This is a genomic window from Nocardia alni, from assembly GCF_019038435.1.
GTDB classification, from domain to species: domain Bacteria; phylum Actinomycetota; class Actinomycetes; order Mycobacteriales; family Mycobacteriaceae; genus Nocardia; species Nocardia alni.
The window spans coordinates 1-23,369 of the sequence record NZ_JAGPOX010000102.1 but is presented as its reverse complement, the minus strand read 5'-3'; the positions used below and the strand labels follow the sequence as shown (position 1 = coordinate 23,369).

The 23,369-nt window shown below is 66.9% G+C and carries 28 protein-coding genes; 9 read left to right on the top strand and 19 right to left on the bottom strand.

Going from position 1 to position 23,369, the window contains the following annotated elements; translation table 11 throughout:
* Positions 1-16: 16 nt before the first annotated feature.
* Positions 17-379, bottom strand: coding sequence for a DUF1304 domain-containing protein (locus tag JZ791_RS30790; RefSeq protein WP_216899125.1), 363 nt, complete (start codon positions 377-379; stop codon positions 17-19).
* Positions 380-839: 460 nt separating this feature from the next.
* Between JZ791_RS30790 and JZ791_RS30785 the strand changes: the two genes are divergently transcribed.
* Entirely contained in the window at positions 840-1,469 is a 630-nt protein-coding gene (locus JZ791_RS30785) for a glycoside hydrolase family 25 protein (protein ID WP_216899123.1), read from the top strand.
* An 85-nt stretch (positions 1,470-1,554) separates the two neighbouring features.
* On the opposite strand, the gene JZ791_RS30780 is transcribed toward JZ791_RS30785, so the two are convergent.
* The 5 genes from JZ791_RS30780 to JZ791_RS30760 form a co-directional block, all read right to left on the bottom strand.
* Entirely contained in the window at positions 1,555-2,154 is a 600-nt protein-coding gene (locus tag JZ791_RS30780) for a DUF4232 domain-containing protein (RefSeq protein WP_216899121.1), read from the bottom strand.
* Positions 2,155-2,158: 4 nt separating this feature from the next.
* The gene (locus tag JZ791_RS30775) at positions 2,159-2,338 is read right to left on the bottom strand and encodes a hypothetical protein (RefSeq protein ID WP_216899119.1); all 180 of its coding nucleotides are present in this window, start codon (positions 2,336-2,338) and stop codon (positions 2,159-2,161) included.
* 272 nt (positions 2,339-2,610) lie between these two features.
* Positions 2,611-3,129, bottom strand: a complete 519-nt coding sequence (locus JZ791_RS30770) for a DUF234 domain-containing protein (protein WP_216899117.1) — start codon at positions 3,127-3,129, stop codon at positions 2,611-2,613.
* Positions 3,130-3,182: 53 nt separating this feature from the next.
* The gene (locus JZ791_RS30765) at positions 3,183-3,830 is read right to left on the bottom strand and encodes an AAA family ATPase (protein WP_216899116.1); all 648 of its coding nucleotides are present in this window, start codon (positions 3,828-3,830) and stop codon (positions 3,183-3,185) included.
* A gap of 14 nt (positions 3,831-3,844) precedes the next feature.
* Complete coding sequence (locus JZ791_RS30760; RefSeq protein WP_254206631.1) at positions 3,845-4,966, bottom strand: coiled-coil domain-containing protein; 1,122 nt, start codon at positions 4,964-4,966, stop codon at positions 3,845-3,847.
* Between the two features lie 628 nt (positions 4,967-5,594).
* On the opposite strand from JZ791_RS30760, the gene JZ791_RS30755 reads away from it, so the two are divergent.
* The gene (locus JZ791_RS30755) at positions 5,595-6,245 is read left to right on the top strand and encodes a formylglycine-generating enzyme family protein (protein ID WP_216899154.1); all 651 of its coding nucleotides are present in this window, start codon (positions 5,595-5,597) and stop codon (positions 6,243-6,245) included.
* Positions 6,246-6,473: 228 nt separating this feature from the next.
* On the opposite strand, the gene JZ791_RS46870 is transcribed toward JZ791_RS30755, so the two are convergent.
* The 6 genes from JZ791_RS46870 to JZ791_RS30730 form a co-directional block, all read right to left on the bottom strand.
* The gene (locus JZ791_RS46870) at positions 6,474-6,560 is read right to left on the bottom strand and encodes an aromatic-ring hydroxylase C-terminal domain-containing protein (protein ID WP_368858346.1); all 87 of its coding nucleotides are present in this window, start codon (positions 6,558-6,560) and stop codon (positions 6,474-6,476) included.
* 19 nt (positions 6,561-6,579) lie between these two features.
* Positions 6,580-7,521 carry an NAD-dependent epimerase/dehydratase family protein gene (locus JZ791_RS30750; RefSeq protein WP_216899114.1) on the bottom strand — a complete coding sequence of 314 codons (942 nt, stop codon included), beginning with the start codon at positions 7,519-7,521 and terminating at the stop codon, positions 6,580-6,582.
* Between the two features lie 346 nt (positions 7,522-7,867).
* Positions 7,868-8,776 carry an oxidoreductase gene (locus JZ791_RS30745; protein WP_308163168.1) on the bottom strand — a complete coding sequence of 303 codons (909 nt, stop codon included), beginning with the start codon at positions 8,774-8,776 and terminating at the stop codon, positions 7,868-7,870.
* 187 nt (positions 8,777-8,963) lie between these two features.
* Positions 8,964-9,476, bottom strand: coding sequence for a hypothetical protein (locus JZ791_RS30740; protein ID WP_216899112.1), 513 nt, complete (start codon positions 9,474-9,476; stop codon positions 8,964-8,966).
* Positions 9,477-9,645: 169 nt separating this feature from the next.
* Positions 9,646-11,004 (bottom strand): glycoside hydrolase family 125 protein, encoded by a 1,359-nt coding sequence (locus JZ791_RS30735; protein WP_216899110.1) that lies wholly within the window; start codon positions 11,002-11,004, stop codon positions 9,646-9,648.
* Between the two features lie 166 nt (positions 11,005-11,170).
* Positions 11,171-12,133: an NADP-dependent oxidoreductase gene (locus JZ791_RS30730; RefSeq protein ID WP_216899108.1), complete on the bottom strand. Its 963-nt coding sequence runs from the start codon at positions 12,131-12,133 to the stop codon at positions 11,171-11,173.
* A 106-nt stretch (positions 12,134-12,239) separates the two neighbouring features.
* Here JZ791_RS30730 and JZ791_RS30725 point away from each other — a divergent pair, with 106 nt between their 5' ends.
* Positions 12,240-12,719: a MarR family winged helix-turn-helix transcriptional regulator gene (locus tag JZ791_RS30725; RefSeq protein ID WP_216899107.1), complete on the top strand. Its 480-nt coding sequence runs from the start codon at positions 12,240-12,242 to the stop codon at positions 12,717-12,719.
* A gap of 258 nt (positions 12,720-12,977) precedes the next feature.
* Here JZ791_RS30725 and JZ791_RS30720 read toward each other — a convergent pair whose 3' ends face one another.
* From JZ791_RS30720 to JZ791_RS30705, 4 genes are all read right to left on the bottom strand, one after another.
* On the bottom strand, positions 12,978-13,244 hold the full coding sequence (locus JZ791_RS30720) for a hypothetical protein (RefSeq protein ID WP_216899106.1): 267 nt from the start codon (positions 13,242-13,244) through the stop codon (positions 12,978-12,980).
* Positions 13,241-13,678, bottom strand: a complete 438-nt coding sequence (locus JZ791_RS30715; RefSeq protein ID WP_308163171.1) for a DUF2269 family protein — start codon at positions 13,676-13,678, stop codon at positions 13,241-13,243. The genes JZ791_RS30720 and JZ791_RS30715 overlap by 4 nt, the downstream gene beginning before the upstream one ends.
* Before the next feature lie 141 nt (positions 13,679-13,819).
* Positions 13,820-14,458: a hypothetical protein gene (locus JZ791_RS30710; protein WP_216899103.1), complete on the bottom strand. Its 639-nt coding sequence runs from the start codon at positions 14,456-14,458 to the stop codon at positions 13,820-13,822.
* A 310-nt stretch (positions 14,459-14,768) separates the two neighbouring features.
* Positions 14,769-15,551, bottom strand: coding sequence for an SDR family NAD(P)-dependent oxidoreductase (locus JZ791_RS30705; protein WP_216899101.1), 783 nt, complete (start codon positions 15,549-15,551; stop codon positions 14,769-14,771).
* Positions 15,552-15,636: 85 nt separating this feature from the next.
* On the opposite strand from JZ791_RS30705, the gene JZ791_RS30700 reads away from it, so the two are divergent.
* Positions 15,637-16,488 carry a helix-turn-helix transcriptional regulator gene (locus JZ791_RS30700; RefSeq protein ID WP_216899099.1) on the top strand — a complete coding sequence of 284 codons (852 nt, stop codon included), beginning with the start codon at positions 15,637-15,639 and terminating at the stop codon, positions 16,486-16,488.
* A 51-nt stretch (positions 16,489-16,539) separates the two neighbouring features.
* Here the strand turns inward: JZ791_RS30700 and JZ791_RS30695 are convergent, their stop codons facing one another.
* Complete coding sequence (locus JZ791_RS30695) at positions 16,540-17,133, bottom strand: TetR/AcrR family transcriptional regulator (protein WP_216899097.1); 594 nt, start codon at positions 17,131-17,133, stop codon at positions 16,540-16,542.
* Between the two features lie 73 nt (positions 17,134-17,206).
* Between JZ791_RS30695 and JZ791_RS30690 the strand changes: the two genes are divergently transcribed.
* From JZ791_RS30690 to JZ791_RS30675, 4 genes are all read left to right on the top strand, one after another.
* On the top strand, positions 17,207-18,214 hold the full coding sequence (locus tag JZ791_RS30690) for an aldo/keto reductase (protein ID WP_216899095.1): 1,008 nt from the start codon (positions 17,207-17,209) through the stop codon (positions 18,212-18,214).
* 178 nt (positions 18,215-18,392) lie between these two features.
* Entirely contained in the window at positions 18,393-18,575 is a 183-nt protein-coding gene (locus JZ791_RS30685) for a ribbon-helix-helix protein, CopG family (protein ID WP_216899094.1), read from the top strand.
* A complete protein-coding gene (locus JZ791_RS30680; RefSeq protein WP_216899092.1) occupies positions 18,572-18,949 on the top strand; it encodes a VOC family protein in 378 nt (125 codons plus the stop codon). Before JZ791_RS30685 ends, JZ791_RS30680 begins: the two co-directional genes overlap by 4 nt.
* Positions 18,950-19,022: 73 nt before the next feature.
* Positions 19,023-19,997, top strand: a complete 975-nt coding sequence (locus JZ791_RS30675; RefSeq protein WP_254206626.1) for a class I SAM-dependent methyltransferase — start codon at positions 19,023-19,025, stop codon at positions 19,995-19,997.
* A 142-nt stretch (positions 19,998-20,139) separates the two neighbouring features.
* Here JZ791_RS30675 and pip read toward each other — a convergent pair whose 3' ends face one another.
* Both pip and JZ791_RS30665 read right to left on the bottom strand, forming a co-directional pair.
* Positions 20,140-21,105, bottom strand: coding sequence for a prolyl aminopeptidase (gene pip / locus JZ791_RS30670; RefSeq protein WP_216899149.1), 966 nt, complete (start codon positions 21,103-21,105; stop codon positions 20,140-20,142).
* A 467-nt stretch (positions 21,106-21,572) separates the two neighbouring features.
* On the bottom strand, positions 21,573-22,160 hold the full coding sequence (locus JZ791_RS30665; protein ID WP_216899090.1) for a winged helix-turn-helix transcriptional regulator: 588 nt from the start codon (positions 22,158-22,160) through the stop codon (positions 21,573-21,575).
* Between the two features lie 91 nt (positions 22,161-22,251).
* Between JZ791_RS30665 and JZ791_RS30660 the strand changes: the two genes are divergently transcribed.
* A partial coding sequence (locus tag JZ791_RS30660) for a pyridoxal phosphate-dependent aminotransferase (protein ID WP_216899088.1) occupies positions 22,252-23,369 on the top strand: 1,118 nt, incomplete at its 3' end.

Genomic DNA, 23,369 nt, shown 5'->3' with positions numbered 1-23,369 from the left:
GCGATGCCGACCTGGTTCATCCCGCGATGAGCACCGCCACCAGCGCCACCACGCTCGGCACGACCTGCACGAACAGCGGCGGGCGCAGCTTCGTCACGAGCACGGCGTAGAGACCGGCGACGAGCACGCAGAGCAGGAAGAACACCTTGAACTGGTACGCGGCCCCGCCCGCGAACAAGCTCCAGATCAGACCCGCCGCCAGAAATCCGTTGTAGAGACCTTGATTCGCCGCCAGCGGCTTGGTCGCCTCGGCCAGTTCGGGGGTGGTACCGAAGGCGGCCCGAGTGCGGTCGTGCGTCCACCGGAACATCTCGAGCACCAGAATGTAGCAGTGCACCAGCGCCACAAGTACGACCAGAATATCCGCGACAACCTTCATGGTTGCCGATGCTACGGTCCGCCACCGGACGGATCGCTACGACACGCGCCCGGATCGGTCCGGCAGCGAGGCAAGTCCTGCGGGAGTTATGTTGCGTGATGCTGTGAGATCCGGAGTTTCCGGCGCGCCCCGACGTTGCTGGCAGTATTATCCGTCGGGCTACAGCGACCTCGTATCCTGTTGACAGGCAGCAAATCTCAGGTTGCGGGCAGGAGTCTCGGCATGTAACACTCGGCTCGTTGAACTGAAGATAGGACGACGGCACTTGGGCAGCCGGCGGGCAATGGTCGTGACCGAATTCAGCCGAGGTATCAGGGGGTTTCATGGGGGGTAGTCGCATCAGGGCGCCGCGCCCTCGACTCCGTGCCGCAGGTCTGGTCCGTGACGAACGTGTTGTCGCCGAGCGTCATCATGCGCCGCTGTGGCGTTGCTGCACCGGAATAACACGGGAGGTCGACGAATGACCCTGTACGGCATTGATATTTCGAACTATCAAGCGAACATCAACCTGACCGAGGTTGCCAACGAGGGATTCTCCTGGGTGGAGGCGAAGGTCTCCGAGGGAAACTATTACAAGGACTCGACCTGGGCGGCCAATCAATCCGGCGCACAGCAGGCCGGACTCCCGATCATCGGTTACCACTACGCCAACTCCTCGGGGAGCCCGGCGTCGCAGGTGCAGACCTGGCAGGCCAACGGCGGCCCGAACGTGTGCATGATCGACTTCGAGTCCAACTCCGGCAACATCAGCGACTACTGGGCCCTGGTCGACGCGTTCAACAACGCGGGAGTCACGGTCGCGTTGTCCTATATCCCGCAGTGGTATTGGAGCAACATCGGCTCGCCCGACCTGTCGCAGGTGCCCGGGCTGATCTCCTCGGCCTACCCCGGCGGTACCGGATACGCCTACGACCTCTACCAGAACGCCGGCGCCGATTCCGGCGAGGGCTGGAACTCCTACGGCAACGCGAACCCTGTGATCTGGCAGTTCACCGATCAGGCGACGGTCGCCGGCATGTCGGTGGACGCCGACGCGTTCCGTGGCGCCGCGTCGGACCTCGCGACGCTGCTCGCGGGTCCGTCCTCGTAAGCGTCACACCTGTCGTACCCGCGGCGCCCCCGGATCGAGCGCGAACTCGGGGGCGCCGCAATGCTTTTCGTTTCCCGGTGCCGAATTAATGCGTGACCGGGTGCACCTGCAGCTCACAGCCGGGGAGGTCGAAATTCAGGGTCTGTGCCTGGAAGACGTTGGGCGGGGTGATCTGCAGGGTGGAGTAATTCGTGCACTCGGTGCCGTTGGGGCCCATCGCGCTGGCCTCGACCACCGCATGGGCAGGGGCGCCGGTCTTCACGACGACCACCTGTGACGGGTCGGCGCCGTTGCTGCCGGGGGTCCGCCGCGCGTGGACCACGGGACCACCCGTGCCGGTGTCGACACCGGGGTAGCCACTCAGCGTGCACGCCGTGACCCCCGTGTTCGGGGCCAGCGCGAATGTCAATCGCAGCCCGCGATGCATCATCGCCGCCCCCATGGACTGGGCGGACACCACGAGCTGCCCATCGGCGCAGGCGGACATCTCCGTCGCGGACGAGGTGGGTGGCGTGGTCTCGAGGTTGTTCTCCGGCCCCGGCGCCTGGGTCGAGGTACTCGGGGCGGCCGACGTGGTCGAGGTCGACGTCGTCGACGACCCACCCCCCGAAGTCGACGAGCATGCGGCGAGCAAAGCCGCCGCACCGATCATCGCAACCGTGAACAATGCTGTCCTGCTTGCCATTTCCTCAGTCCCTTCCGGACACAGCGACCGCCACGAGCAGGATATCCCCGCCACGAACCTCGAACGGGCCACACCGACCGCCGCAGCTCCGATCCCCCACGGGAATCGCGTTGACGCCCAAGCCGATCGGCCCATCGACGTCGGCAGGGATGAGATCGATCGCCACGACAGGTGTGTTACTCATGACGGACATACCTTCGACGTTACTCGAGACGGCCACCAACACGAGTCCTCCACGCCGGTGGTTCTCCGAGTACGTCAACCCTCGCCAGTCACCTCCCGAGGCCCTGGGCAGGCCGCATCCAGCTCCGGGACCGATCAGCGACGGGCAGCATCGCGCCTCCAGCGAGACGGAATTCACCCCGCCCAAGACGGTGCTCACCGCGATCGGAAGACTACGCGCCGTGCGATCGGAAAACTGGATAGCAGGCCAATGGAAGACTAGGCCCTGACCCGTTATCGCCAAGCGGCGACAATGTCTTCGGCGTCCCACACAGCTGTGAGCGGTAGGTCGCCATCCACGCCCGACCGCGTCACCGCGACCAGCGGCGTCCTCGCATCGGTACCCGGGATCGCCAGAACGGAACGAGCGAGTTCGTCGTAGTCGTGACGATCGAACGGACGCTCCTCGAGCCATTTGATCGAGCCCGCGAAGTGGACAGCGCTCGCGACCGGTGCACGATCCGCACCGACCAGATCGATTTCCGGGTTGTTCTGCCGATTCCACCAACCGCCGACCACCTCAGTGTCGGGCCATTGCTCGTCGGGCAGCCTCCGCATCAGCGATGCCCGGATGAGAGGTTCCACGGCACGGCCCCGCCAGGTCGTCCACGATCGCTCGATCCGGTCCAACGCAAGATCACCGCGACCGCGTTCGATCAACGGAAGACCTCGCTGCAAAAACGCCAGCCAGAATCGTAGATAGGAGTCGGCGATGCGATAGCGCTTGTTCTTCGTGTCCGCGGTTGACGACAAGGGCGAGTCCGTGGCGACGATTCGCTTGGCCTGCAACGTGTTCAGCAGCGGAGTCAGGGTGCCCGCGGGAAGCGCCCCTGTGCGCTGCCGGCCGCGGCGGCAATCGCGCTGTAGGTCCGTTCTCCGTTGCCGATCGCTTCCAGCACCGCGCGCGATTTCGAGGTCTCGCGGAACCCATTGAGAAGCGAGAGTTGACCGACGGCCAGCAGCGGCGACAGAGGATTCGTCACCGCCGCCCGAAGAAATTCCATACGGCTCATCCCCGGATGCCAGGACTGCACCAACTCCGGGAATCCGCCGGTGATCAGCTGCGCATCCACCGCCTCCGCGGCTGGCAGTTCTGTCATCGCCTGCACGTCGCCCACATGCAGCGGGTGGACAGCCATTTTCGTAGCGCGCCCGCAGAAGGGGCGCCCGTGGGTCTGCAAGGCCTCCATAACCGAGGTGTCACTGCCGACCAAGACCAACAGCACGGGTTTGCTGGATAGGTTTCTATCCCATACCGTCTGCAGCGCGCCCTCGAATTCGCGATCCTGCTCGACCAGCCACGGGACCTCGTCGATAACGGCAATGCTGGGCCTGTCATCGGGGACGGCGATCGCCAGGGTGCGGAGTGCGTGATTCCAGTCGGTCACCGAAAGGCCCGCGACCAGGTCGGCACCCGGCAGTGCCGACTGCGTCACTGTCGCGACGAATCGCATCGACGAACCCAGGGTCATTCGGTCGGGTGCGCCGGGTCGGGGTGGTGGGTGCGGGAGAGGAGGTCGTCGGCCAGACGTTCGGCGCGTTCGGCGCGGGTGAGAGTTTGCGCTCGGGCGTCATCCAAGGCGGCGAGGCGTTCGGTGTGTTCTTGGTGCGCGGCGGCGAGAGCTGCGGCGTGGTCGGCGCGCAGGGTTGCGGCGTCTTGGGCGGCGGCGCGGCGGGCTTCGGTGAGTTCTGTGCGGACGGCGGTGATTTCGGCTCGGGCGTCGGTTAGTTCGGTGCGGGTGCGGGTGAGGTCGTCGCGGGTTTCGGTGAGGGCCTGGTTGCGTTCGGCTACAGCGGTTTCGGCGCGGTCGATGGCGCGGTCGGCGTCCGCGGCGCGTTGTACGGCCAGGTCGCGTTCGGCCGCGGCGGCGGTGATCTGCTGGGCGGCCTCGCGTTTGGCGCGTTCGATCTCGGTGTCGGTTTTGCGGCGGATCAGGGCGATTTCTTCGTTCGCCTGGTCGCGGGCCCGCTCGACGTCCTCGGCTGCCTCGCGGCGGGCGGTGCGGACCTCGGCCTCGGCCTCGGTGCGCGCGGCGAAGACGTCGTCCGCGGCGCGGGTGGTGATGCGCTGCACCTCGATGAGCGCGTCGTCGCGGGCGGCCAAGGCCTCGGCGATCCGGGCCTCGGCATCTTCGGCGGCGGTCGCGGCATCTTCAGCAGCGGATTCGGCTGCTGCCCGAGCCTGTTCGGCCTCCCGCCGCGCCTGCTCGGCCCCCACCGCGGCAATCTCGGCCTCCGCGACACGTCGCGCGGCCTCGGCCTGCACAGCCTGGACCTGAGCCTCCGCGACAGCGGGGTCGGCCAGGGTGGACAGTTCGGCGACGGCGGTGTTCAGGGTCGTGCCCAACTGTTCGGCGAGGATACGGAACTGGGTGAGCAACTCGTCCGCGCGCAGTCGCGCCACAGTCACCGGCCCCTGTTGCGTCACAGTGACGTTCGCGTCCGGTGTGCGCTCCTGCTCCTGTTGCAGCCGTTGCCGCTCTCGCCAGGCCCGCCACCGGGTGTGTTCGGGATGGTCGCAGTATTCCGAGGGTCGCCCGGGGCCACCGCCGCGGGTGATGGTTCGGGAGCATCCCGGGTAGTTACACATCGTCGTCACTGGTAAATCGTAGCGTTTGTTTCGTCATTTCCAACGAAAGAACACGAAACGAATCGCAGTGAGCTGCAATCAGATCCCTACCGTCCTGACCGCCGATAAGTGAACGTTATCGGCGGTCAGCCCCCAGCGCTTCGTCGATGCTTCCAGTCGATTACTGCGATTATTTACGTTTACGTTTGCGTGCTTCTTACGAAACGAAAAGCGACGTAAACCAGAAGAAAACTAGGGTCGATGGGACGCACGTACCATTTCATTCCGAGTGTCACGGCCTGCTTCCCCGCTCCCCCGCGATCCCCGATCGCAGGAGCGGTTCCTTGGAAGAGCTCATACCGCACTGCTGCAGCGTGTCACTTTCCCCCGAGCGAGGTTGTCCTGCTCGCGCTGACTGTCGCCCGAGCGCGGTCGGCGCAGCCCGTCCAGCACGAGGGTGATGACACCGTCGGCCTCGGCTCGCCAATCAGGGCGGCCGTTGGGCTGCACCCGTGCAATGCCGTCATGACGGCACCGGGTCTGCCGAGACGTCCTGGCAGAATGGCGTTATGGCACCGACACCTCGGCGGGGCGCGCCCACATCAGGGGCCAGTAGGATCGCCAGATCGTGGACACGAACACAGGGACGATGATCGATATCCCGCCGGGACAGGTGACCCTGTCGGACCGGCGGACCCAGCGCAACTGGGCAGTCGAGCTAGCCCCTTACCAGCTTGCGGCGTTTCCGGTCACCCAGGAGCTGTACACACGAGTCACTGGCTTGCGGCCGAGTACGGCCTCTGGGGATCAGCTGCCCGTGGAGGGTGTTTCCTGGTGGGACGCGGTCCACTTCTGCAACACGCTGTCCGAGCGCGAGGGGCTCGCGCCGGCCTACACCCTCCCCTTCGACGGCGAAGGCATCGACTGGGACGCGTCCGCCGACGGGTACCGCTTACCGACCGAAGCCGAATGGGAGCATGCCGGCCGGGCCGGCACGACCGGACCGCATTACGGACCCCTCGACGAGATCGCCTGGTACCGAGGCAACTCCGGCGAACGCCTCCGCGAGGTGGGTGGCAAGCGTCCCAACCCGTGGGGTTTGTACGACATGCTCGGCAACGTCTGGGACTGGTGCTGGGACTTCTACGACCCCGAGGTCTACGGCACGTACAGGGTGCTGCGCGGCGGCGGCTGGTTCGACGAGCACTGGAGCTGCCGGGTCTCTGCCCGGCGCCGCAGCCACCCCACCTTCCGAGTGGATGACGTCGGATTCCGCATCGCCCGTTCCCTCACCCACTGACCTCCAAGAACGTCCTCCGCCCCGAGCGACGACCTGCCGCACCTACCCAGTCAGCGTGACGACGCGGTCGATGGCGTCGTCGCCGCAGCCGATCGAGAAGCAACGCTCCCGTTCTCTCTGGGCAGCCCGGTAGCCGGAGCGGGCAGGCGCTAAGGCTCATGCGAGGTTTAGACGAGGGCCAGGTCCGCCGCCATCGAGCCGCCGCTGCGGAGTCGTCCGATAGTCGTCCTATCCGACCCATGATGTGAGTGCTTCGAGCAGCCCTGGGGCCCGCTGGTCGTCGGATGCCCAGGCCGCATGGCCATCGGGCCGGATCAGTACCGACCGGTGCGGGTCAGCGTTCGTTGCCCGCCCTGAGCCAGGCGATGTAGTCGGCGGCTGCGCGGACGGTGTCGTACTGCGGCTCGAACCCGGTGTCCTGGCGGAGCCGGGTGATGTCGAGAGCGGCGCCTGGTCGGCCGGCGCCGGCCGGGAGGTCGAGTGCGGCCTCGGGTACGGCTTCGCGGATGGCTGCGATCACCTCTGCGTTCGTGGTCACGCGCCCGGACGCGATGTTGTAGGTGCGGTGCTGGAGGTGCTCGGCGAGCTGGATCAGGGCTATCGCGCGGCCGGTGTCCTCGACGTAGCACAGGTCGAGCCCGTCGCCGAGGTGCGGCGGGATGAGCAGGGTGGACAGGTCCAGGGGCTTGCCGCTGGCCGCCGTGTGGATGAGCGCGGGCGCGGCGAAGAACGGGTCCTCGTGGCCGAGGGGGCCCCAGGTGCCGGAGATCCGCAGGCTGACGATCTGTGTGCCGGTCGCCTCCGCGAGCTGCTCGGCGAGGAGCTCGGCGATCTTCTTCGACCGCGGAATCGGGTGCGGGGCGCTCAAGAGCACAGGCAGGTCCTCCGTCAGCGGGCCGCTGCGCGCGATGCCGCCGTAGACCCCGAGCGTGCTGGCGAGGCTCACCCGGCGCACGCCCCATTCCGCGGCGGCGCGGGCGATGTTGAGGAGCCCGTCGAGCAGCCCCTGGGTGGCCTCGATGCCCCCGACCGTGCCCCGCGGCGCGGGGTAGCCTGCGAGGTGCACTATGCCGGTGATCTCGTGGCGCTCGCCGATCGCCCGCAGTGAATCCAGGTCGGCTACGTCGGCCTGCTCCGCGACGACAGGCAGGTCCGCGAGATGCGGGGGGACCTGGCTGCTGCGGCGCTGCATCACGACGCTCGACTCGCCGAGGCCGTGCAGCGCGCGGACGGTGTGGGAGCCGATGAACCCGGACCCTCCAGTGACGAGAATCATCGCGTTCCCTTCGTCAGCCCAATAAATCATCAGTAATGCTGATTGTCAGCCTACTGGTATTATCGAGGGATGTCGAGGCTGTGCTCAGCGAGAACGACCACCCCTGGGCAGACGCCCGGACAAGTCTTCATCGACAAGCGGCAGTCACGCACCCCCTAAATCGTGCCGCAGCAAGGCCCTCCCACCAGCCAGGAAATACCGATCACCCATCCAATCCAGACGCCGCGACACGTCGAGCCGACGAACAAGTGCGGTTCGCTGAATCGACGATCCGGCCTCAACCGGTCGGGTTCGCAACACTCCGCGCCACACGAATGGGCTTCACATGGTGGCGGGCAAGGCGGAATCAGCCGGGTCCGTCGCTTCCGGACGCCAGTAGCGGAACCACCACATCGCTGATAGGCGTCGGGATGCCGTGAACCCGAGCGCGGCGCGCGATGATGCCGTTGCGGATGTCCCATTCGAGCGGCCGGTCGGCCTCACGGTCGGCGAGGATGGAGGTGCCCATGTCGGCCGGATTGGCTTGGAAACTGTCGATGATCTCCTGCGGCACCTCGTCGCCCAGGAGTGCGCCTTCGGCTCGGGCGACCTCGAGACATTCCCGCAGGTAGGCCAAGGACAACTGGGCGATGTCGGCGCGCTTGAACATGCCGGATCGGCGGCCGGTGAGGGCCATCAGCCCGGCGACCGCGTTCTGTAGCAGCTTGCGCCACGCCACCGACCTGAAGTCCGCGGCCAACTCGACCGAACACCGAGTGCCGCGCAATGCATCCAGCACCAGACCGGCCGCTGGCACATCCGGCAAAGTCAGCCGGGCCCTGCTCCGCAACCACACCGAACCGTCGGGCTGGGTCTGAGCCGGAAACCACACGACAGAAGGCAGTACCGGACAACCGGGAACGTACGGCGCGACAACCGCCTCCTGCTCGACACCGTTCTGCAGCACGCAAACAACGGTCCCCGGATTGCACAACGCCGCCAACCACGACGCCGCCGCCTCGACCTGTGTGGCTTTGACCGCCAAGAACACAAGACCGACCTCGTCGACCTCCGCCGGATCGGTCCGTACAGGGCCGGGCACAACGACGTCCCCTTCGCCATCCCGCAACACCAGCCGCTCACGAGCCGTACGACCACAGAGCATCGGAGTACGCCCGACCTCATGCAGCGCCGCCGCGACGGTGGTACCGATCGCCCCCGGACCCACCACTGCGACAGCTGAGGTTGCGGCATCGGCTGATTCGCTCTTGGTCACGGTGCGACCCTATGTGGTCACGTCCATAAGTTCGTCGGGGGTCGGATCCAGGCTGTTGGGTCGCCCAGGTAGAGCCCGCAGGCGGTGTCGAGGGCGTCTTCGGGCAGGCCTGCGGTGTGGCCGTTGGGCTGGTCGAACAGGTCATGACCCAGCAGCCCTACGCGAGTGCCGAGCCAGCGACACTCGGTCAGTGGTCGATGAACTTTCTGTGCCCGACGGGACAGTCTCCGGAGTAATAGTCGAAGCCGTAGTCGAATGACGGCTCCAGCTTCCAGTGCGCTCCACAGTACGAACACCCGCACTGCGCGCAGAAGAACGGCGCATATTCCTTGTTCAGCCCGTACAGCACCGCGGCCACGTCGTCGCCCGCGCCGCGCACCGCAGCGACGAATCCCTCGTAGTCGGCGACATAGGTGGAGTAGTTCGCGAACCGGAGGAAGTCGCTGAGCCTGAAGGTGCCCTTGCCGAAGAGGCCGGAGATGTCGATCTCGTGCAGGATGTCCTTCTGACCGTCGGCGTAGACGGCGCCGTGAGGGATCAGTTCGACCATTGCCGCCGTCTGGCCGCATCTGGGAAACCCGCACGGGATCGCGACCCTCACCCGCAGTGGCCGCCCAACCGTCATGGCGGCATTATTGCCCACATTGCCACGCTGCCTCGATGTCTTCCACCAAGTGACGTCACGAGCACCGATGGTCATGGGGCATGACCCAGGTGCCCGGCGAAACCGGAAGTCCCGGAACGATGTTCGCCGTGAACGCCGACCGGCGGATCGGCACAGTCCGGCCGAACCCGATCGGTCGGAAAGGCCGACAGTCCGACCCACGAGTTGTCGGCGGCCGCGTCGATCAGGCGGGACGGGCTGCGGGTCAGATCTTGGGCATGCTGGGGAACAAGGGGGCGGTGTGGCGGCCGGTGACGGCTAGGACCAGTTCGCTGAACAGGGCGTCGCCCCAGCCGAATTCGGTTCGGGTGAAATGGGAAGGGTCGTTCGGGTCGAAGCTTTCGTGTACTGCGTTCGTGTTGGCGGTGGTGTGTGCGATGAGGCGGGCCATCGTCAATTGGTCGTCGGTGCGGGCGGTGGTGAGGCCCTGCATTGCCAGGGACAGGGGCCAGATGTTTCCGGGTGGGGTGTGGGGGCTGCCGACTCCGGCCGCTTCTTTGCCGCGGAAGAAATAGGGGTTGGCCGTGCTGAGTACGAATGAGCGGGTGCGGGTGTACATCGGGTCGGTGGGTGAGCACCATCCGAGGTAGGGCAGCGCCAACAGGCTGGGGCTGTTGGCGTCGTCCATCAGCAGGTGGTGTCCCAGACCATCGACTTCATAAGCGTAAACGCTTCCGGCGCTTCCCGATTCGACGACTCCGAAGCTTCTGACGCCTGCCGCGATCACGGCCGACTGCGCGGCGGCACGCGCGCTCAGCCCGGGGAGACCGGCCGCCGCGGCCAGTTCGGCCAGGCCTGCGAGCGACACCGATGCCATCGCGTTGCCGGGCACCAGATAGCCGTACTTGCAGGGGTCGTCGCTGGGACGGAAAGCCGACCATGTCATGCCGGTCGGGCCGATCGCGCTCCCCCGCCCACCGTTCGGCAGCGTGTCCGAACTGTACATGCCGGTCCGCCGGAAGACGTACGGGGAGAACCACGGATGGCCCTGCTCCACCGTCCACAGGTGCACGATGGCCTCGCACGCCGCCCGGAAATCCGAATCCACGTGATCGACCCGGCCGGTCGCGCGCCACAGGGCGTAACCGAGTTGCAGCACCGAGGCGAGCGAGTCCACCTCGTATTTGCGTTCCCACACCAATGGTCCCGGCACGGGATAGTCCGTGCCACTGTTCTTCGAATCGGGTATCGCCTTGAACGCGTTGGCGTAAGGATCGGTGAGCACATAACGAACCTGGTTACGCAGCGTAGCCCGAACGGCATCCGCGACGACCGGATCCTTGGCAGCCAACAGATATGGTCGCAGCTGAGCGGTGCTGTCCCGCAACCACATAGCGGGAATATCGCCGGTGTCCACGAACTCGTACCCGCCGGGCAGGCGGTGCATCGCGTTCTTCCACGTATAGGTGAAGGCCGACCGGAACAATCCGGCTACGGCGGGTTCGCCGGCCAAATCCCGCTCTACATCGGTGCAGAGTTGCCGCAACCCCGCCGGCAGTTCGGCGGAGGCGGCAGCGTCCGGCGCGGCGTCGGCCCACCCCCGCGCCATCACCGTCGATGCCATACCAACTGCTGCCGCGATGAACGTCCGGCGATCCGATCGCACCTGAGACCCTTCCTTGACACCTGCCGTAATTGCGCCGATCAGAACAACGATGCGCAATGATAGGGCATCCGGTGCAGACCTGCGGGACAGCAGCACGTCCCGTGCGGCTGTTGCTGTTTCACGTTCACGGCAGCAGGACGATTTTTCCGTGGGTGCGTCGTTCGGCGAGCTGCTGATAGGCCTTGCGGACATCGGTGAGCGGGTAGGCATCGGCGATGGGGATCTCGAGTTCGCCCGCCGCGACCAGGTCCACGAGGTGTTGGAGCCCGGCGGCCCCGCCCGCGTCGTTGGTGCCCGCGATGCCGGCGCGGCCGGTCATCGCGGCCTGAAAGTCCACGACGGTGTTGATACGTTGCGCGGGGACGCCCAGTTCGTGTGCGAGGTCGACGTAATCGGCGCCGAAGGTGTCTATGAACGCGTCGACACGATTGCCCGCGGCCACAGCGATCCTGGCCGCCTGGCCATCGCCGTAGATGACCGGGATGACGCCGCGGTCGCGCATCCAGGCGTGGTTGACCGGTCTGGTCAGGCCGATGACGGTGGCGCCGCGGTGGCGAGCGAGTTGTACCGCCACGATTCCGACCGCACCGGCGGCGCCGGACACCACGACCGTCTCACCGGACGCCGGGGAGACCGCCTCGATACTGGCGAGCGCGGCCATCGGCGCGATGAACATCGAACCGGCGACTTCCCAGCTCATCTGGGCGGGCTTGGGGACCAACTGGTCGGCGGGCACGGCGGCGAGTTCGGCATGGCTGACGCGTTCCGTGCACCAGCCCAGCACCTCGTCGCCGACACGCCAGCGCTCGACCCCGTCGCCGACTGCCACGATTACACCGGCCAGTTCCATGCCCTGACCTGCCGGAAAACTCATCGACCACCGGGGTGCGCCCGGCCCGGCCAACCGTGCCCGCAGCGCCCATGCTTCCTCGGCCAAGCCCTCCCGGACGTAGATGTCTCCGGGATTGGCCGCGGCCGCCCGGATCTCGACAACCACCCGCCCGGGCGTCGCCACCGGGTCGTCGACCTCGCGTACATCGAGTACCTCGACATCGCCGTAGTGATCGAAACGAACTGCTCTCATCATCAACCTCCTCGATGCACCGACTCGCGCCGGTCAATTAGTCATGTCTCATGTAAGTACGTTACTCATGTCTATCATGGCCGATGTGGGTTACGCTAGACTCGGCATCGTGACCCCGGAGACAGACCTCGACGACGACACCCCTCCACCGGGCACGACCGACGCTCTCGAGTTCCAGCGAACGACCTGGTGGCTACTCGGCGGCGCCGGCAAACTCGCCCTGCGCCGGTGGGCCGACGCACTCGCCCAGCTCGAGCTGACCCCCAGTCAGTACAAGTTCCTGCTGGCACTCGACGAGACCGGCCCACTGGGCCAGCAACGACTGGCCGAACTGGTCGGCATCGACCCCCGCAACGCCGTCCCGATCATCGAGACCTCGGTCGGGCGAGGACTGCTGATTCGCACGGTCGACCCCGCCGACCGCCGTCGCCGCGTACTGGAACTCTCCCCCGAAGGCATCCGTATCGCCGCCGAACTCCGCTCCGCGAGCGCCGCCATCGAGGAAGAGCTTCTGGGCTCGCTTCCCCCAGCCGACCGCGCCACCCTGCGACGAACCCTGTGCACCCTGCTCGGCGCATCCGACTCATAGCTCCGGACTCCACGCCGGGGGATATCCGCCGGAAGGCCGCTCCGGTCACGCAGATCGCGGTCGGGCCACCACGATCGAGCAAGGCCCGTGTGCCGTGCGGCCGAGTTCGTGGCGTGGACGCACCGGATTCCTCGCACCAAGGCGAATTCCGGCGCCAGATCGCCGGACTCGACCGATCGGGCCGACGTCGACCACGGTCCAGCGTGCCGCCGAACCATTACGGGGTTCCGGTAGCAATCGTCTACAGTTCCTCGCCCATCAGACGCCGCTCAGTTCCTTCGGTGACACGACACGGGACGCGAGAATGCCTCCGATTCCCGGGATGAGCGAGAGCAACCACACCCGGTGGCTTCCGCCCCGGACGAGAATGGCCGTGACGATGGTGCCGGTATAGGCGAGCCGGTGCACAGGGCCGAGAACTCGCGGGACCTCCGGCAGATGGATGGTAGCGAGGTTCGCGAGCATCAGCAGGAGCGTGATGAACTCGATCGCGCCGATGATCTGCAGGATGTGCCTGGGGTTCACAGTCCGACGCCCGTGGTCGATCCGGGCCGGTAGATCATCAGGACAACCACGATCACCCAGAGCAGGTTGAACACGCCTGTCAGCATTCCGAGCCGGCGGGTGATGCTGTCAGGCGCCAAGTCTCGCGGTGTGTCCTCGCCCGCGTCGAGGGCGCGCAGGACGCGCGTCTGATTCGGCAGGATGAGGGCGATCAGGAGGGCGGCTGCCAGGGCGGTGAGGATCATGGAGACGATCAGCCATGTGCTGCCGAGAATGCCCATGCCGGCTCCGGTGGCGATGCCGAATACCGGGACCAGCACTCCGATCGCCGCGTAGATACGCGTGATGCGGTGCAGGATGCGCGCCCCGGCGCCCATCGTGGGGGCGTCGAGGGCGAGGCGCGCAAATCGGGGGAACATCCACGCAGCGATGGCGACCGGGCCGACGGCGAGGATTGCCGCTCACCGACGCGCACGAGGAATACACACCCGGCGGGCGAGTTCATCTCCAGGCAACCAGCCCCGCGATAGGGTGGGCGGCGGATCTCCACATCCCGCGCTGAGGCTCTGCCGGCACCATCCATCCAGAACGCCTGATCAGTTCTCCGGATCCAGGATGCGGTTCTGGAGTTGCTCCTCGGCCCAGTCCGCTGTTTCGTTGAGGTCCAACCAGATTCGGTTGCTCGGCGGTTCCTCGGCGCCCAAGCCGGTGACGACGTGACTGAACACCGCGCGCAGGATGGGGCGGTGGCCGTCCGTGGCGTTCACCTCGAACGCGATCGGCACGGCCAAGCCCAAACAGGTGACGGTCACGGTTCCGTCCGGGGTGCGTTTGCCTCCGGTCAGGTGCCGTGGCGGGTCGGTGACCTTCATCCATGCCACGGTCGTGCCCGCCTGCTGCTGGTCCAGCATATCGGTGACCGCGCTGCGGACCAGTGCGGCCGGATCGACACCCAGCCGGGTGAGCAGCAGTTCCTCCTGGGTGAGCTTGGTGAAGTCGTCCACCGGGGGTGGGCCGTACTCGGGGTTGGCCTTGAACTCCCCGGTCAGCCGCCCGTTCTGGTCAACCACCCAGACACCCTCGATCAGTTCGCTCGGCACATAGCCGTTGGGGTCCTCGAGGTAGTGTCCGTCGATCGCGGCCACCATCCCGCCGGGTTGCTCCCGCGCGGCAGCGATGAGGTCCGCACTGGGTTCCCAGTCCGGGCCGGCGTGAACGGTCTGCCATTCGGACACAGTGAATTCCTCCCTCTCCCGCGATCCCCCAACCTACCGTCTACCCGGTCGGTCGCCCAATCAGCATCCGCCGCAGGCGCATATCTCTGCTCGTCCGGTATGGCGGCCGAACTCGCGACGTGCCGCCGAGAGGCCGTGTTGACTCTCCTACGGCTGGAGGGTGAGGCGCTGGCGGCCGACGTCGACTCGACCACCTCATCGCGGCCGACCTCGCCCGGACGGAAGCTGGCCTGTTTCGACCGTGGCCCTACTGCGTGAGTTGCCATGCTGTATCCGCGCGGATCAGTCCGTTTCGGTGCGGATCAGTTCATCAGGCCCGCGCTCCCCCGTCCACGCGCAGCACCGTTCCGGTGACGAACGAGGCTCGGTCGCTCAGTAGCCAGGCGGCGGCTTGGGCGATTTCTTCGGGGTCGGCCGAGCGGCCCAGGGGGGTGAGGGATTCCAGGCGGGTGCGGAGGCCTGGAGAATTCTCCTCCCAGGCGCGGATCATTTCGGTGCGGGTGTTGCCGGGGGCGATGGCGTTCACGCGGATGGCTTCGGGGCCGTAGGTGGCCGCGGCGGATGCGGTGAGGCTGTTGACGCCGCGTTTCATCGCGGCGTAGATCGGTAGTTCCGGGTTGGCGCGCAGGCTGCCGATCGAGGAGTTGTTGACGATGGCGCCGGTGCCCGCGGTGGCTCGGATCGCGGCGACCTCGGCGGTCATGGCCGTCCAGACGCTTTTGAGGTTCACCTGATAGATGCGGTCGAATTCGGACTCCTCGACACCGTCCATCGGGCCGGGGCGCTGGATCGTCCCGCCGTTGTTGAACGCGATGTCCAGCCGGCCGAACCGGCTCACCGTCTGCTCGATCGCGGCGCGCACGGCGGCGGTGTCGGCCAGGTCGCAGACCAGGTACTCGGCCTCACCGCCGGCGGCGCGAACGTCCTCGGCGGTCGCCTTCAGCTCGGATTCGGTGCGGGCGGCCAGCAGCACCCGGGCGCCCTCGCGGGTGAAGACCCGCGCGGCCGCCGCGCCGATGCCGCGACCGGCGCCGCTGATGAACGCGACCTTGCCTGTCAGCAGGGCCGCTCCGGGAAATGTCGTTGTGCTCATGAAACGAGCCTGCGTGCGGGCCGCCGAGCTATCCAGGCATCGCCGATACCTGGCTCGCGCGCACATATCGAGCGACACTCGAGGTATGGACCGACGAGAACTGGCCGAGTTCCTGCGCGGCAGGCGTGAGCAGATCACCCCTGCCGACGTCGGTCTGCCCAGCGGGCCGCGCCGCCGCACCCCGGGGCTGCGCCGCGAGGAGGTCGCGCAGCTGGCGTACATGTCGACCGAGTACTACACACGGCTCGAGCAGGCGCGCGGCCCGCGCCCATCGCGGGAGGTCTTGGCAGGACTGACCCGGGCGTTGCGCCTGTCCGACGATCAGCGCACTTACCTGCATCACCTGGCCGGAGCCCCGCCGGGCCCGCCGCCCGGGCCGTGCCGGGAGGTCCGGCAGAGCATTCTCGATCTGCTGGACCGGTTGCCCAATGCCGCCGCGACGGTGATGTCCGCGACCTACGACGTCCTGGCCTGGAACGATCTGGCCGCTGCGCTGCTGGAGGATTTCTCAGCGGTACCGCAGCGCGACCGCAATCTGCTGCGCCGGGTGTTCCTTGGGCCGGATTCAGCCGGGGGCAGGCTGTACGGGGTATCCGATGCCGACGCGTTCGCCCGGCGCGCGACCCATGGTCTGCGGGCCGCGACCGCCCGCTATCCGGACGATCCCGGGGTGCGCGAACTGATCCACGAACTACACACCGGCAGTGCCGAATTCGCACAGTTCTGGGCTACTCGCGAGGTGGAGTACGACTACACCCTGCGCAAGACCTTTCAGCATCCGCTGGTCGGCCCGGTCACCGTCAACTGCGACATACTCGATATCACCGACCGCGATCAGCACGTTGTCATCTACACCGCCGCGCCCGGGTCGCCGTCGGAGGAAGCGTTGCGGCTGCTGTCGGTAATCGGCACACAGCGTATGGACCTACCACGCTGAGGAACATCGGTTGCACCGCGCACGTAGCGGTGTCGACGCGTACCCGAGGCGTCACCCGCGCGGACGCACGCCCTCGAAAACAGTAGCGATCGCGCGACGACGGCCCGACGCGTCCCAGCCGTAGTACTCCGAGGTGGCGTTCAGGCCGTAGACGATGGCCATCACGTCCGAGACGTCGAGGTCCGGGCGTATGTCACCGGCGGTCTGCGCGCTGCTCAGCAGGACCGCCATGGCCGCGCGCAGATCCGCCGCCACCAGCTCGGTCGCGGGGCTCTTCTTGATGCCAGGCTCGTCGGCGCCGAGGTGCTTCTTCACCGTGGACTCGGCCATGATCAGGCCGATCACCTCGATCAGCGCGGCAGCCGAATCAGGCTGTGCGGCAGCGGAATGCGCGTATTCGGCGAGGCGTCGCAGGCGCTCGACGACGATCGCGTCCACGAGGTCCTGTTTGGTCGGGAAATGACGGTACACCGTGCCGACGCCGACGCCCGCGATGCGCGCCACCTCCTCGATCGGCACGTCCACGCCCTGAGCGGTGAACACCGTCTCGGCCACCTCGAGCAGTCGGATCCGGTTGCGACGGGCGTCGGCGCGCAGCGGTCGTCCGGCCGTCACGTCGACGAGCCGTTGACAAACGGAATCCATATTCCGTATCTTTTAACCGGAGTCATGATTCCGATTCTATCCGAGGGGGTACCGAGCGGTTGAGGACATACTCATGGATTACGTGACACTGGGCAGATCCGGACTCAAGGTTTCCCGAATCAGCCTGGGCGCGATGAATTTCGGGCATTCGGCCTACATCGCGACCTGCGACGAGCAGCACGCGCGGCAGATCATCGACCGATTCCTGGACACGGGGCACAACGTGATCGACACCGCCGATGTCTATTCCGACGGCGAGTCCGAGCAGATCGTCGGGCGTGCACTGCGCGGACGCCGAGACCAAGTGGTGCTGGCGACCAAAGCCTTTGCACCCCAAGGTGAGAGCCCCAACGCCCGCGGGTTGTCGCGGGCGCACCTGATACCCGCACTGGAGGCGAGCCTGGGTCGGCTGGATACCGACTACGTCGACATCTACTACTGCCATCAGTGGGATCCGGGCACGCCGATCGAGGAGACGATGGCCACCCTCGACGGATTCGTGCGCTCGGGCAAGGTCCGATATCTGGGCTGCTCGAACTTCACCGCCGCGCAGATCGTCGAATCACAATGGGCCGCAGAGCGTATCGGTGGCACGCCGTTCACCGTGCTGCAGGCGCAGTACTCGATGGTGGCGCGCACGATCGAGGCGGAGGTCCTGCCCGCGTGCCGCCGCCACGGACTGGGTGTGACGGCATGGAGCCCGCTGGGCGGGGGCGTGCTGGCCGGCCGGTATCGGGATGCGAACCCGGCCCCGGAGTCTCGGTGGGGCAAGATCCGCGACGCCGGACCCGCGATGGTCCAGCGGCTCGTCACCGACACGCTGTCGGACCGGAATCTGCGGATCGCGGACGAAGTCGGCCGCATCGCAACGGAATTGGGCACCACCTCGGTCGCGGTCGCGCTGGCCTGGATCGCCGGGCGGTCGGATATCACCTCGAGCCTGATCGGTCCTCGCACGATCGAGCAACTCGAAGAGAATCTGGTCGAGATCGAGTTGCCCGCGGAACTCACCGAGCGCCTGGACGCGCTGTCCGCGCCGACGAACGGGCCGGTCAACGGTTTGTTCAGCTCCGCGGCCTGAGCGCCTACCGCTGGTTTCCCGAATGCACCCGGCCGCCCTCGGGCTGCCGGGTGCAACACATCCCATCAGGTGCGGACGGGAGTGCCGAGCCGGTCGAACGCGTCGGTACTCCCGCATCTGGGGCACCGAATCGGCGACACTGTTGTCGACTAGCTTGCTAGCATGCTAGCGTTGATGCGTGGGCGACGAGGTGAAACAGTTCAACGTGTATCTGCCGGTCGAGCTGATCAAGCAGGTCAAGTTCCGGGCGATCGAGTCCGGGCAGTCGCTGTCGGCGCTGGTCGCCGAGGCGCTGCGGGAATACCTGGACGAGTCCACCTCCGCCCCCGCACACACCGACGGAAAGGAGCCACGATCATGACGACCGACGGTATCGAGGCCGTGTACTTGACCACCCGCAACTGGGGTAAGGCCGCCCGATTCATGCAATCCCTCGGCTACGAGCCCGATTTCACCACCGATCACAACTCGGGACTGTTCCGCAACGGTGACGGGCCGTACATTTTCGTCGCCGAGGTCCCGCACGAGGAGCCCAGCACACAGTTGGTGCTGCGGGTACCCGATCCGGCGGCGGTCCACTTCGACGGTGACGTCCAGGTGGTCGAGGAGTTCACCGAAACCCATTTCGGTACAACGGAAATGATCATCCGCGATCCCGACGGACGCCTGTGGACGTTGCAGGCGGCGCCCGAGGGTCAGCCGGGCCACGCACACACAGGCGAGGCGCAAGCATGATCGCGCGATCAGCGGCGCCGGACAGCTTCGGTCGCTCCCTCGAAGTACACCCGACTACCGGGCAGGTGCGCAGATGAGTTCTCACCCGGACGACATGCCTCCGGCACAGGCCCCCGGGGACCCCGTCCCATCCCAGCCCTCGAAGGACGAGCGCGCCGAGCGTTCCCCGGAGGTCCCGGCCACGAGTAGTGCTGTCAGCGCATCCGAGGATCTCGCGCCGGAGGATACCGGGGCTCGGGTGGCGTTGTGGCGAGCCCTGCACGTGCTGGTCGATCAGCCGCCGCATGTGCTGGTCGACGAGGTCGGACTGCGGCTGGTCGAACCGGCGCCCGGCTGGCGTGAGCGCCCGGATATGGATCCGGTCGGCACCGGCCCGATGCGCGCGTGGATCGTGGCGCGGGCGCGGTTCATCGAGGATCTGATCGTCGAGCAGGCCGCGCACGGTGTCGATCAGTACGTACTGCTCGGCGCGGGCCTGGACACGTTCGCCCAGCGGCGGCCCGAAATCACCTCGAGCATCAGGATTTTCGAGGTCGACCAACCGCAAGCGCAGGCGTGGAAGCGCAAGCGCCTCGAAGAACTCGGCTTCACCGTTCCGGCGGGACTGCGATTCGTGCCGGTCGACTTCGAAACCGAATCCTGGTGGGAACGGCTGCTCTCCACCGGTTTCGACCCCCAGCGCCCCGCGGTTCTGGCCTCCACCGGCGTCTCCATGTACCTCACACACGAGGCGAACACCGCATCCCTTCGCCAAATCTCCTCCCTGGCACCGGGTTCAACCCTCGCGATGACCTATATGCGCCCGATCGAGGAGATCGAAGAGCCCGAGCTCACCATGCGCGGCTTCGCCGAACGCGGGGCCCGCACCTCCGGCACCCCCTTCATCAGCTTCTACACCGCCGACCAGTTCACCGCCTTGGCCCTGGAGTCCGGATTCGCCGCCGCCCACCCCGTATCGGCCGCCAACCTCACCGACCGATACTTCCGCAACCGGTCCGACGGCCTACGCCCGGCCGTTTCGGAAGAGATTCTCGTAGCCACCACCTGAGAACCGGCCTCCCGCTACATTCTGTGTCCTTGATCGTCCGGTATCGGACAAGTGGAGCCACAAAATGTAGCGATAGGCCGGGCACCGGATCGAGGCATGCCTCCGTACGAGCGCCGTCGCCTCGGGACGGCCGGGTCCGAGTTCATGTCGGCGCGAATCGTCGAACTGCTTGGAGCACGGCCTGTTTCATGGCGGGGCTGCCTGTGTGGCCGGACTCCTCGATGATCTGCAATTCCGCTTCGGGCCACACTTTCGCCAGTTCCCATGCGGTACTCACCGGGCCGCTGAGATCCAGGCGGCCGTGTATAAGGATGCCCGGGATTCCTTTCAGCCGGTGCGCCTCGCGGAGTAGTTGCCCCTCCGGCAGCCAGGCGGCGTTGGCGAAGTAGTGCGAGCATATACGGGTCATCGCCATCATCGCCGGCTCGGACTTGGCGCTGTATTGGCCTGGACTGCCGAGGTTTTCGTGCGAGATGACCGCGTCCTCCCACGCGCACCAGTCGCGCGCGGCGCGGCGGCGGGTGCCCGGGTCCGGGCTGTTGAGCAATCGGCCGTAGTCGGCGAGGAGATTCCCGGTGCGGTCCGCCTCGGGCACACCGTCGCGAAACGCTTCCCACTGCGCGGGCAGGAACCGCCCCACGCCCCGGTAGAGCCAGTCGAGTTCCGTACGCGTCGTGGTGGTGACGCCGATCAGGACGATCTCGCTGACCCGTGTGGGATACCGCTCAGCGTAGGCCAGGATCAACGTCGAGCCCCAGGATCCGCCGAACAGCAGCCAGCGTTCGATCCCCAGATGCTCACGCAGTCGTTCCATATCGGCGATCAGATGCTCGGTCGTGTTGTGCTCGAGCCCGACCGCGGGATCCGAAGCGTGCGGTTCGCTCTGCCCGCACCCGCGCTGATCGAACAGCACGATCCGGTACGCGTCCGGATCGAAGCTCCGCCGCGACCCCCGGCTCCCGCCGCTGCCCGGGCCTCCGTGCACCACCAGCGCCGGTTTGCCCTCGGGGTTGCCGCTGGTCTCCCAGTAGACCCGGTTGCCCTCCCCCACCTCCAGCAGCCCGGAGGCGTAGGGCTCGATATCCGGAAATGGTTGCAGTGGTTGCATGTTCGCCATGAGTGCCATTCTGCGCGGTAAGTCGCCGGGGACCGGGGCACCGACACCCGGATTTTTGCGGTCCGCCGGTCTACCCGGCGACCGCTGCCGATCCGGTGTGAACAGAGGCTGCCCGGCCGATGTGCCGACATCGGATGCATCGGGCCGGAGTGTGCCGACTCGGGGTGCACCGGGCTTGTGCATTCCAGCTCCGGGGGCGCTCGGCTGACGGGTTCCAGCTCCAGGGGCCATCGGGTCGGTGCGTCCAGCTCCGGGTCCCATCCGGCTGGTGTGTTCCGGAGCTGTGGCGCCGATGGGAGCCCGAGCCGGGACCGAACACGGGGCACCGCAGCCTGAATGGACGGTGGGTGATCGGTGTGCGACGGCGACGCGCCGGGGAGAGCATGAGCTGCGGCTCGATGGGGCGGTAACTGTGATGGCGGCGCAGCCCGAGAGGCCAGGTAGGCGCTGGGTGCGCGTCAGGAGTCGGCGGGTGCGGCCGGTAGGACGTCGGTGAGGGATCGCGTGCCGAGTGCCACCTCGACCGCATCGTCGAAGCTCAGGTGGATTTCCCGGTCCGGGACGGGGGCGGGGCCGTCGCCGTGGGTGATCCCAGCGCCGGTGATCTCGTAGTGGATGGCCGACTCGCCGATGTGCACCGTCACGGTTCCGGCGGGGACTAATTCGGCCAGCGCGCGACCCAGCGGTAGTGCGAACCACTGTGTGCGCACCGCGTCCGTGGCACGCCGCGGGCCCAGCAGCGGTGTGCCCCAGACCGATAGTGCGTCGAGCACCGGGCGCAGCGCCGCCCCGAACTCGGTCAGCTCGTACACCGCGGTGGCCGCGCGGGGGCCGACGCGGCGGCGGGTGAGGATCCCGTCGTGTTCGAGTTCCTTGAGCCGGGTGGCGAGCATATCGGTGCTGATCCCGGGCAGATCCGCGAACAGGTCGCTGTATCGCCTCGGGCCCGAGCATAATTCGCGGACCACCAGCAGGCTCCAACGGTCGCCGACGACGTCCAGCGCTCGGCTGATCGCGCAGTAGTGATCATAGTTTCGACGGGGCACGCCCCCACTGTAACCGACTACTTGGAAATACCAAGTGACAACTTGGAAATTCCAAGTAGAGTGACCTGCAGCCACTACGAGGAGGACGTTCATGCAGGTGAAGCAGTCGAGCAAGCTGGCCGGGGTGTCATACGAGATCCGCGGCCCGGTCGCCGAGCACGCGGCGCGTCTCGAGGCGGAGGGGCATCACGTGGTGAAGCTCAACACCGGCAGCCCGGCATTGTTCGGCTTCGAGGCGCCCGCGGAGATCCTCCAGGACATCGTGCGCGCCCTGCCCGCCTCGAGCGGTTACTGCACGTCCAAGGGGCTGCTGCCGGCGCGGCGCGCGGTGGTGCAGTACTACCAGACGCTCGGCGTGCACGGCGTGGACGTGGAGGAGGTATACCTGGGCAACGGGGTCTCCGAGCTGATCATGATGGCGCTGACGGCGTTACTGGAACCCGGTGACGAAGTCCTCGTTCCCGCACCGGATTTCCCGCTGTGGACCGGCGCGACCACCCTCAACGGCGGCCGTCCCGTACACTACATCTGCGACGAATCCGCCGACTGGTACCCGGATCTCGCCGATATCGAGGCCAAGATCACCGACCGCACCCGCGCCCTGGTCATCATCAACCCGAACAACCCCACCGGCGCGGTCTACCCGCCCGAGATCCTGCGTCAACTGCTGGAGATCGCCCGTCGCCACAACCTGATCGTGTTCTCCGACGAGATCTACGACAAGATCTACTACGACGGCCTCACCCACACCGCAGTCGCGTCGCTGGCCCCGGACCTGCTGTGCCTGACCTTCTCCGGCCTGTCCAAGGGTTACCGCTGCGCCGGCTTCCGCTCCGGCTGGCTCGTCGTCTCGGGCCCCACCCAGCACGCTCAGAGCTACCTCGAGGGCCTGACCATGCTCGCCGGAATGCGCCTGTGCGCCAACGTCCCCGCCCAGCACGCGATCCAGGCGGCCCTCGGCGGCCACCAGAGCATCTACGATCTCACCCTCCCCGGCGGCCGCCTGCGCGACCAACGCGACCGTGCCGTAGAGGCATTGAACAGCATCCCCGGCATCTCCTGCGTAACGCCCAAAGGCGCCCTCTACGCCTTCCCCCGCATCGACCGCACCGTCTACCCCATCCACGACGACGAACAACTCGTCCTGGACCTGCTCCTCCAGGAAAAAATCCACATAGTCCAAGGCACAGGCTTCAACTGGCCCCACCC

Excerpts from the sequence above, each read along its gene's own strand:
- JZ791_RS30675 (WP_254206626.1), top strand. The coding sequence starts at position 19,023 with ATGAGTTCTCACCCGGACGACATGCCTCCGGCACAGGCCCCCGGGGAC.
- JZ791_RS30775 (WP_216899119.1), bottom strand. The coding sequence starts at position 2,338 with ATGAGTAACACACCTGTCGTGGCGATCGATCTCATCCCTGCCGACGTC.
- JZ791_RS30780 (WP_216899121.1), bottom strand. The coding sequence starts at position 2,154 with ATGGCAAGCAGGACAGCATTGTTCACGGTTGCGATGATCGGTGCGGCG.
- JZ791_RS30790 (WP_216899125.1), bottom strand. The coding sequence starts at position 379 with ATGAAGGTTGTCGCGGATATTCTGGTCGTACTTGTGGCGCTGGTGCAC.
- JZ791_RS30700 (WP_216899099.1), top strand. The coding sequence starts at position 15,637 with ATGGACCGACGAGAACTGGCCGAGTTCCTGCGCGGCAGGCGTGAGCAG.
- JZ791_RS30765 (WP_216899116.1), bottom strand. The coding sequence starts at position 3,830 with ATGCGATTCGTCGCGACAGTGACGCAGTCGGCACTGCCGGGTGCCGAC.
- JZ791_RS30755 (WP_216899154.1), top strand. The coding sequence starts at position 5,595 with ATGATCGATATCCCGCCGGGACAGGTGACCCTGTCGGACCGGCGGACC.
- JZ791_RS30690 (WP_216899095.1), top strand. The coding sequence starts at position 17,207 with ATGGATTACGTGACACTGGGCAGATCCGGACTCAAGGTTTCCCGAATC.
- pip (WP_216899149.1), bottom strand. The coding sequence starts at position 21,105 with ATGCAACCACTGCAACCATTTCCGGATATCGAGCCCTACGCCTCCGGG.
- JZ791_RS30695 (WP_216899097.1), bottom strand. The coding sequence starts at position 17,133 with ATGGATTCCGTTTGTCAACGGCTCGTCGACGTGACGGCCGGACGACCG.
- JZ791_RS30760 (WP_254206631.1), bottom strand. The coding sequence starts at position 4,966 with ATGTGTAACTACCCGGGATGCTCCCGAACCATCACCCGCGGCGGTGGC.
- JZ791_RS30680 (WP_216899092.1), top strand. The coding sequence starts at position 18,572 with ATGACGACCGACGGTATCGAGGCCGTGTACTTGACCACCCGCAACTGG.
- JZ791_RS30730 (WP_216899108.1), bottom strand. The coding sequence starts at position 12,133 with ATGATGAGAGCAGTTCGTTTCGATCACTACGGCGATGTCGAGGTACTC.
- JZ791_RS30750 (WP_216899114.1), bottom strand. The coding sequence starts at position 7,521 with ATGATTCTCGTCACTGGAGGGTCCGGGTTCATCGGCTCCCACACCGTC.
- JZ791_RS30705 (WP_216899101.1), bottom strand. The coding sequence starts at position 15,551 with ATGAGCACAACGACATTTCCCGGAGCGGCCCTGCTGACAGGCAAGGTC.
- JZ791_RS30735 (WP_216899110.1), bottom strand. The coding sequence starts at position 11,004 with ATGGCATCGACGGTGATGGCGCGGGGGTGGGCCGACGCCGCGCCGGAC.
- JZ791_RS30740 (WP_216899112.1), bottom strand. The coding sequence starts at position 9,476 with ATGACCATCGGTGCTCGTGACGTCACTTGGTGGAAGACATCGAGGCAG.
- JZ791_RS30785 (WP_216899123.1), top strand. The coding sequence starts at position 840 with ATGACCCTGTACGGCATTGATATTTCGAACTATCAAGCGAACATCAAC.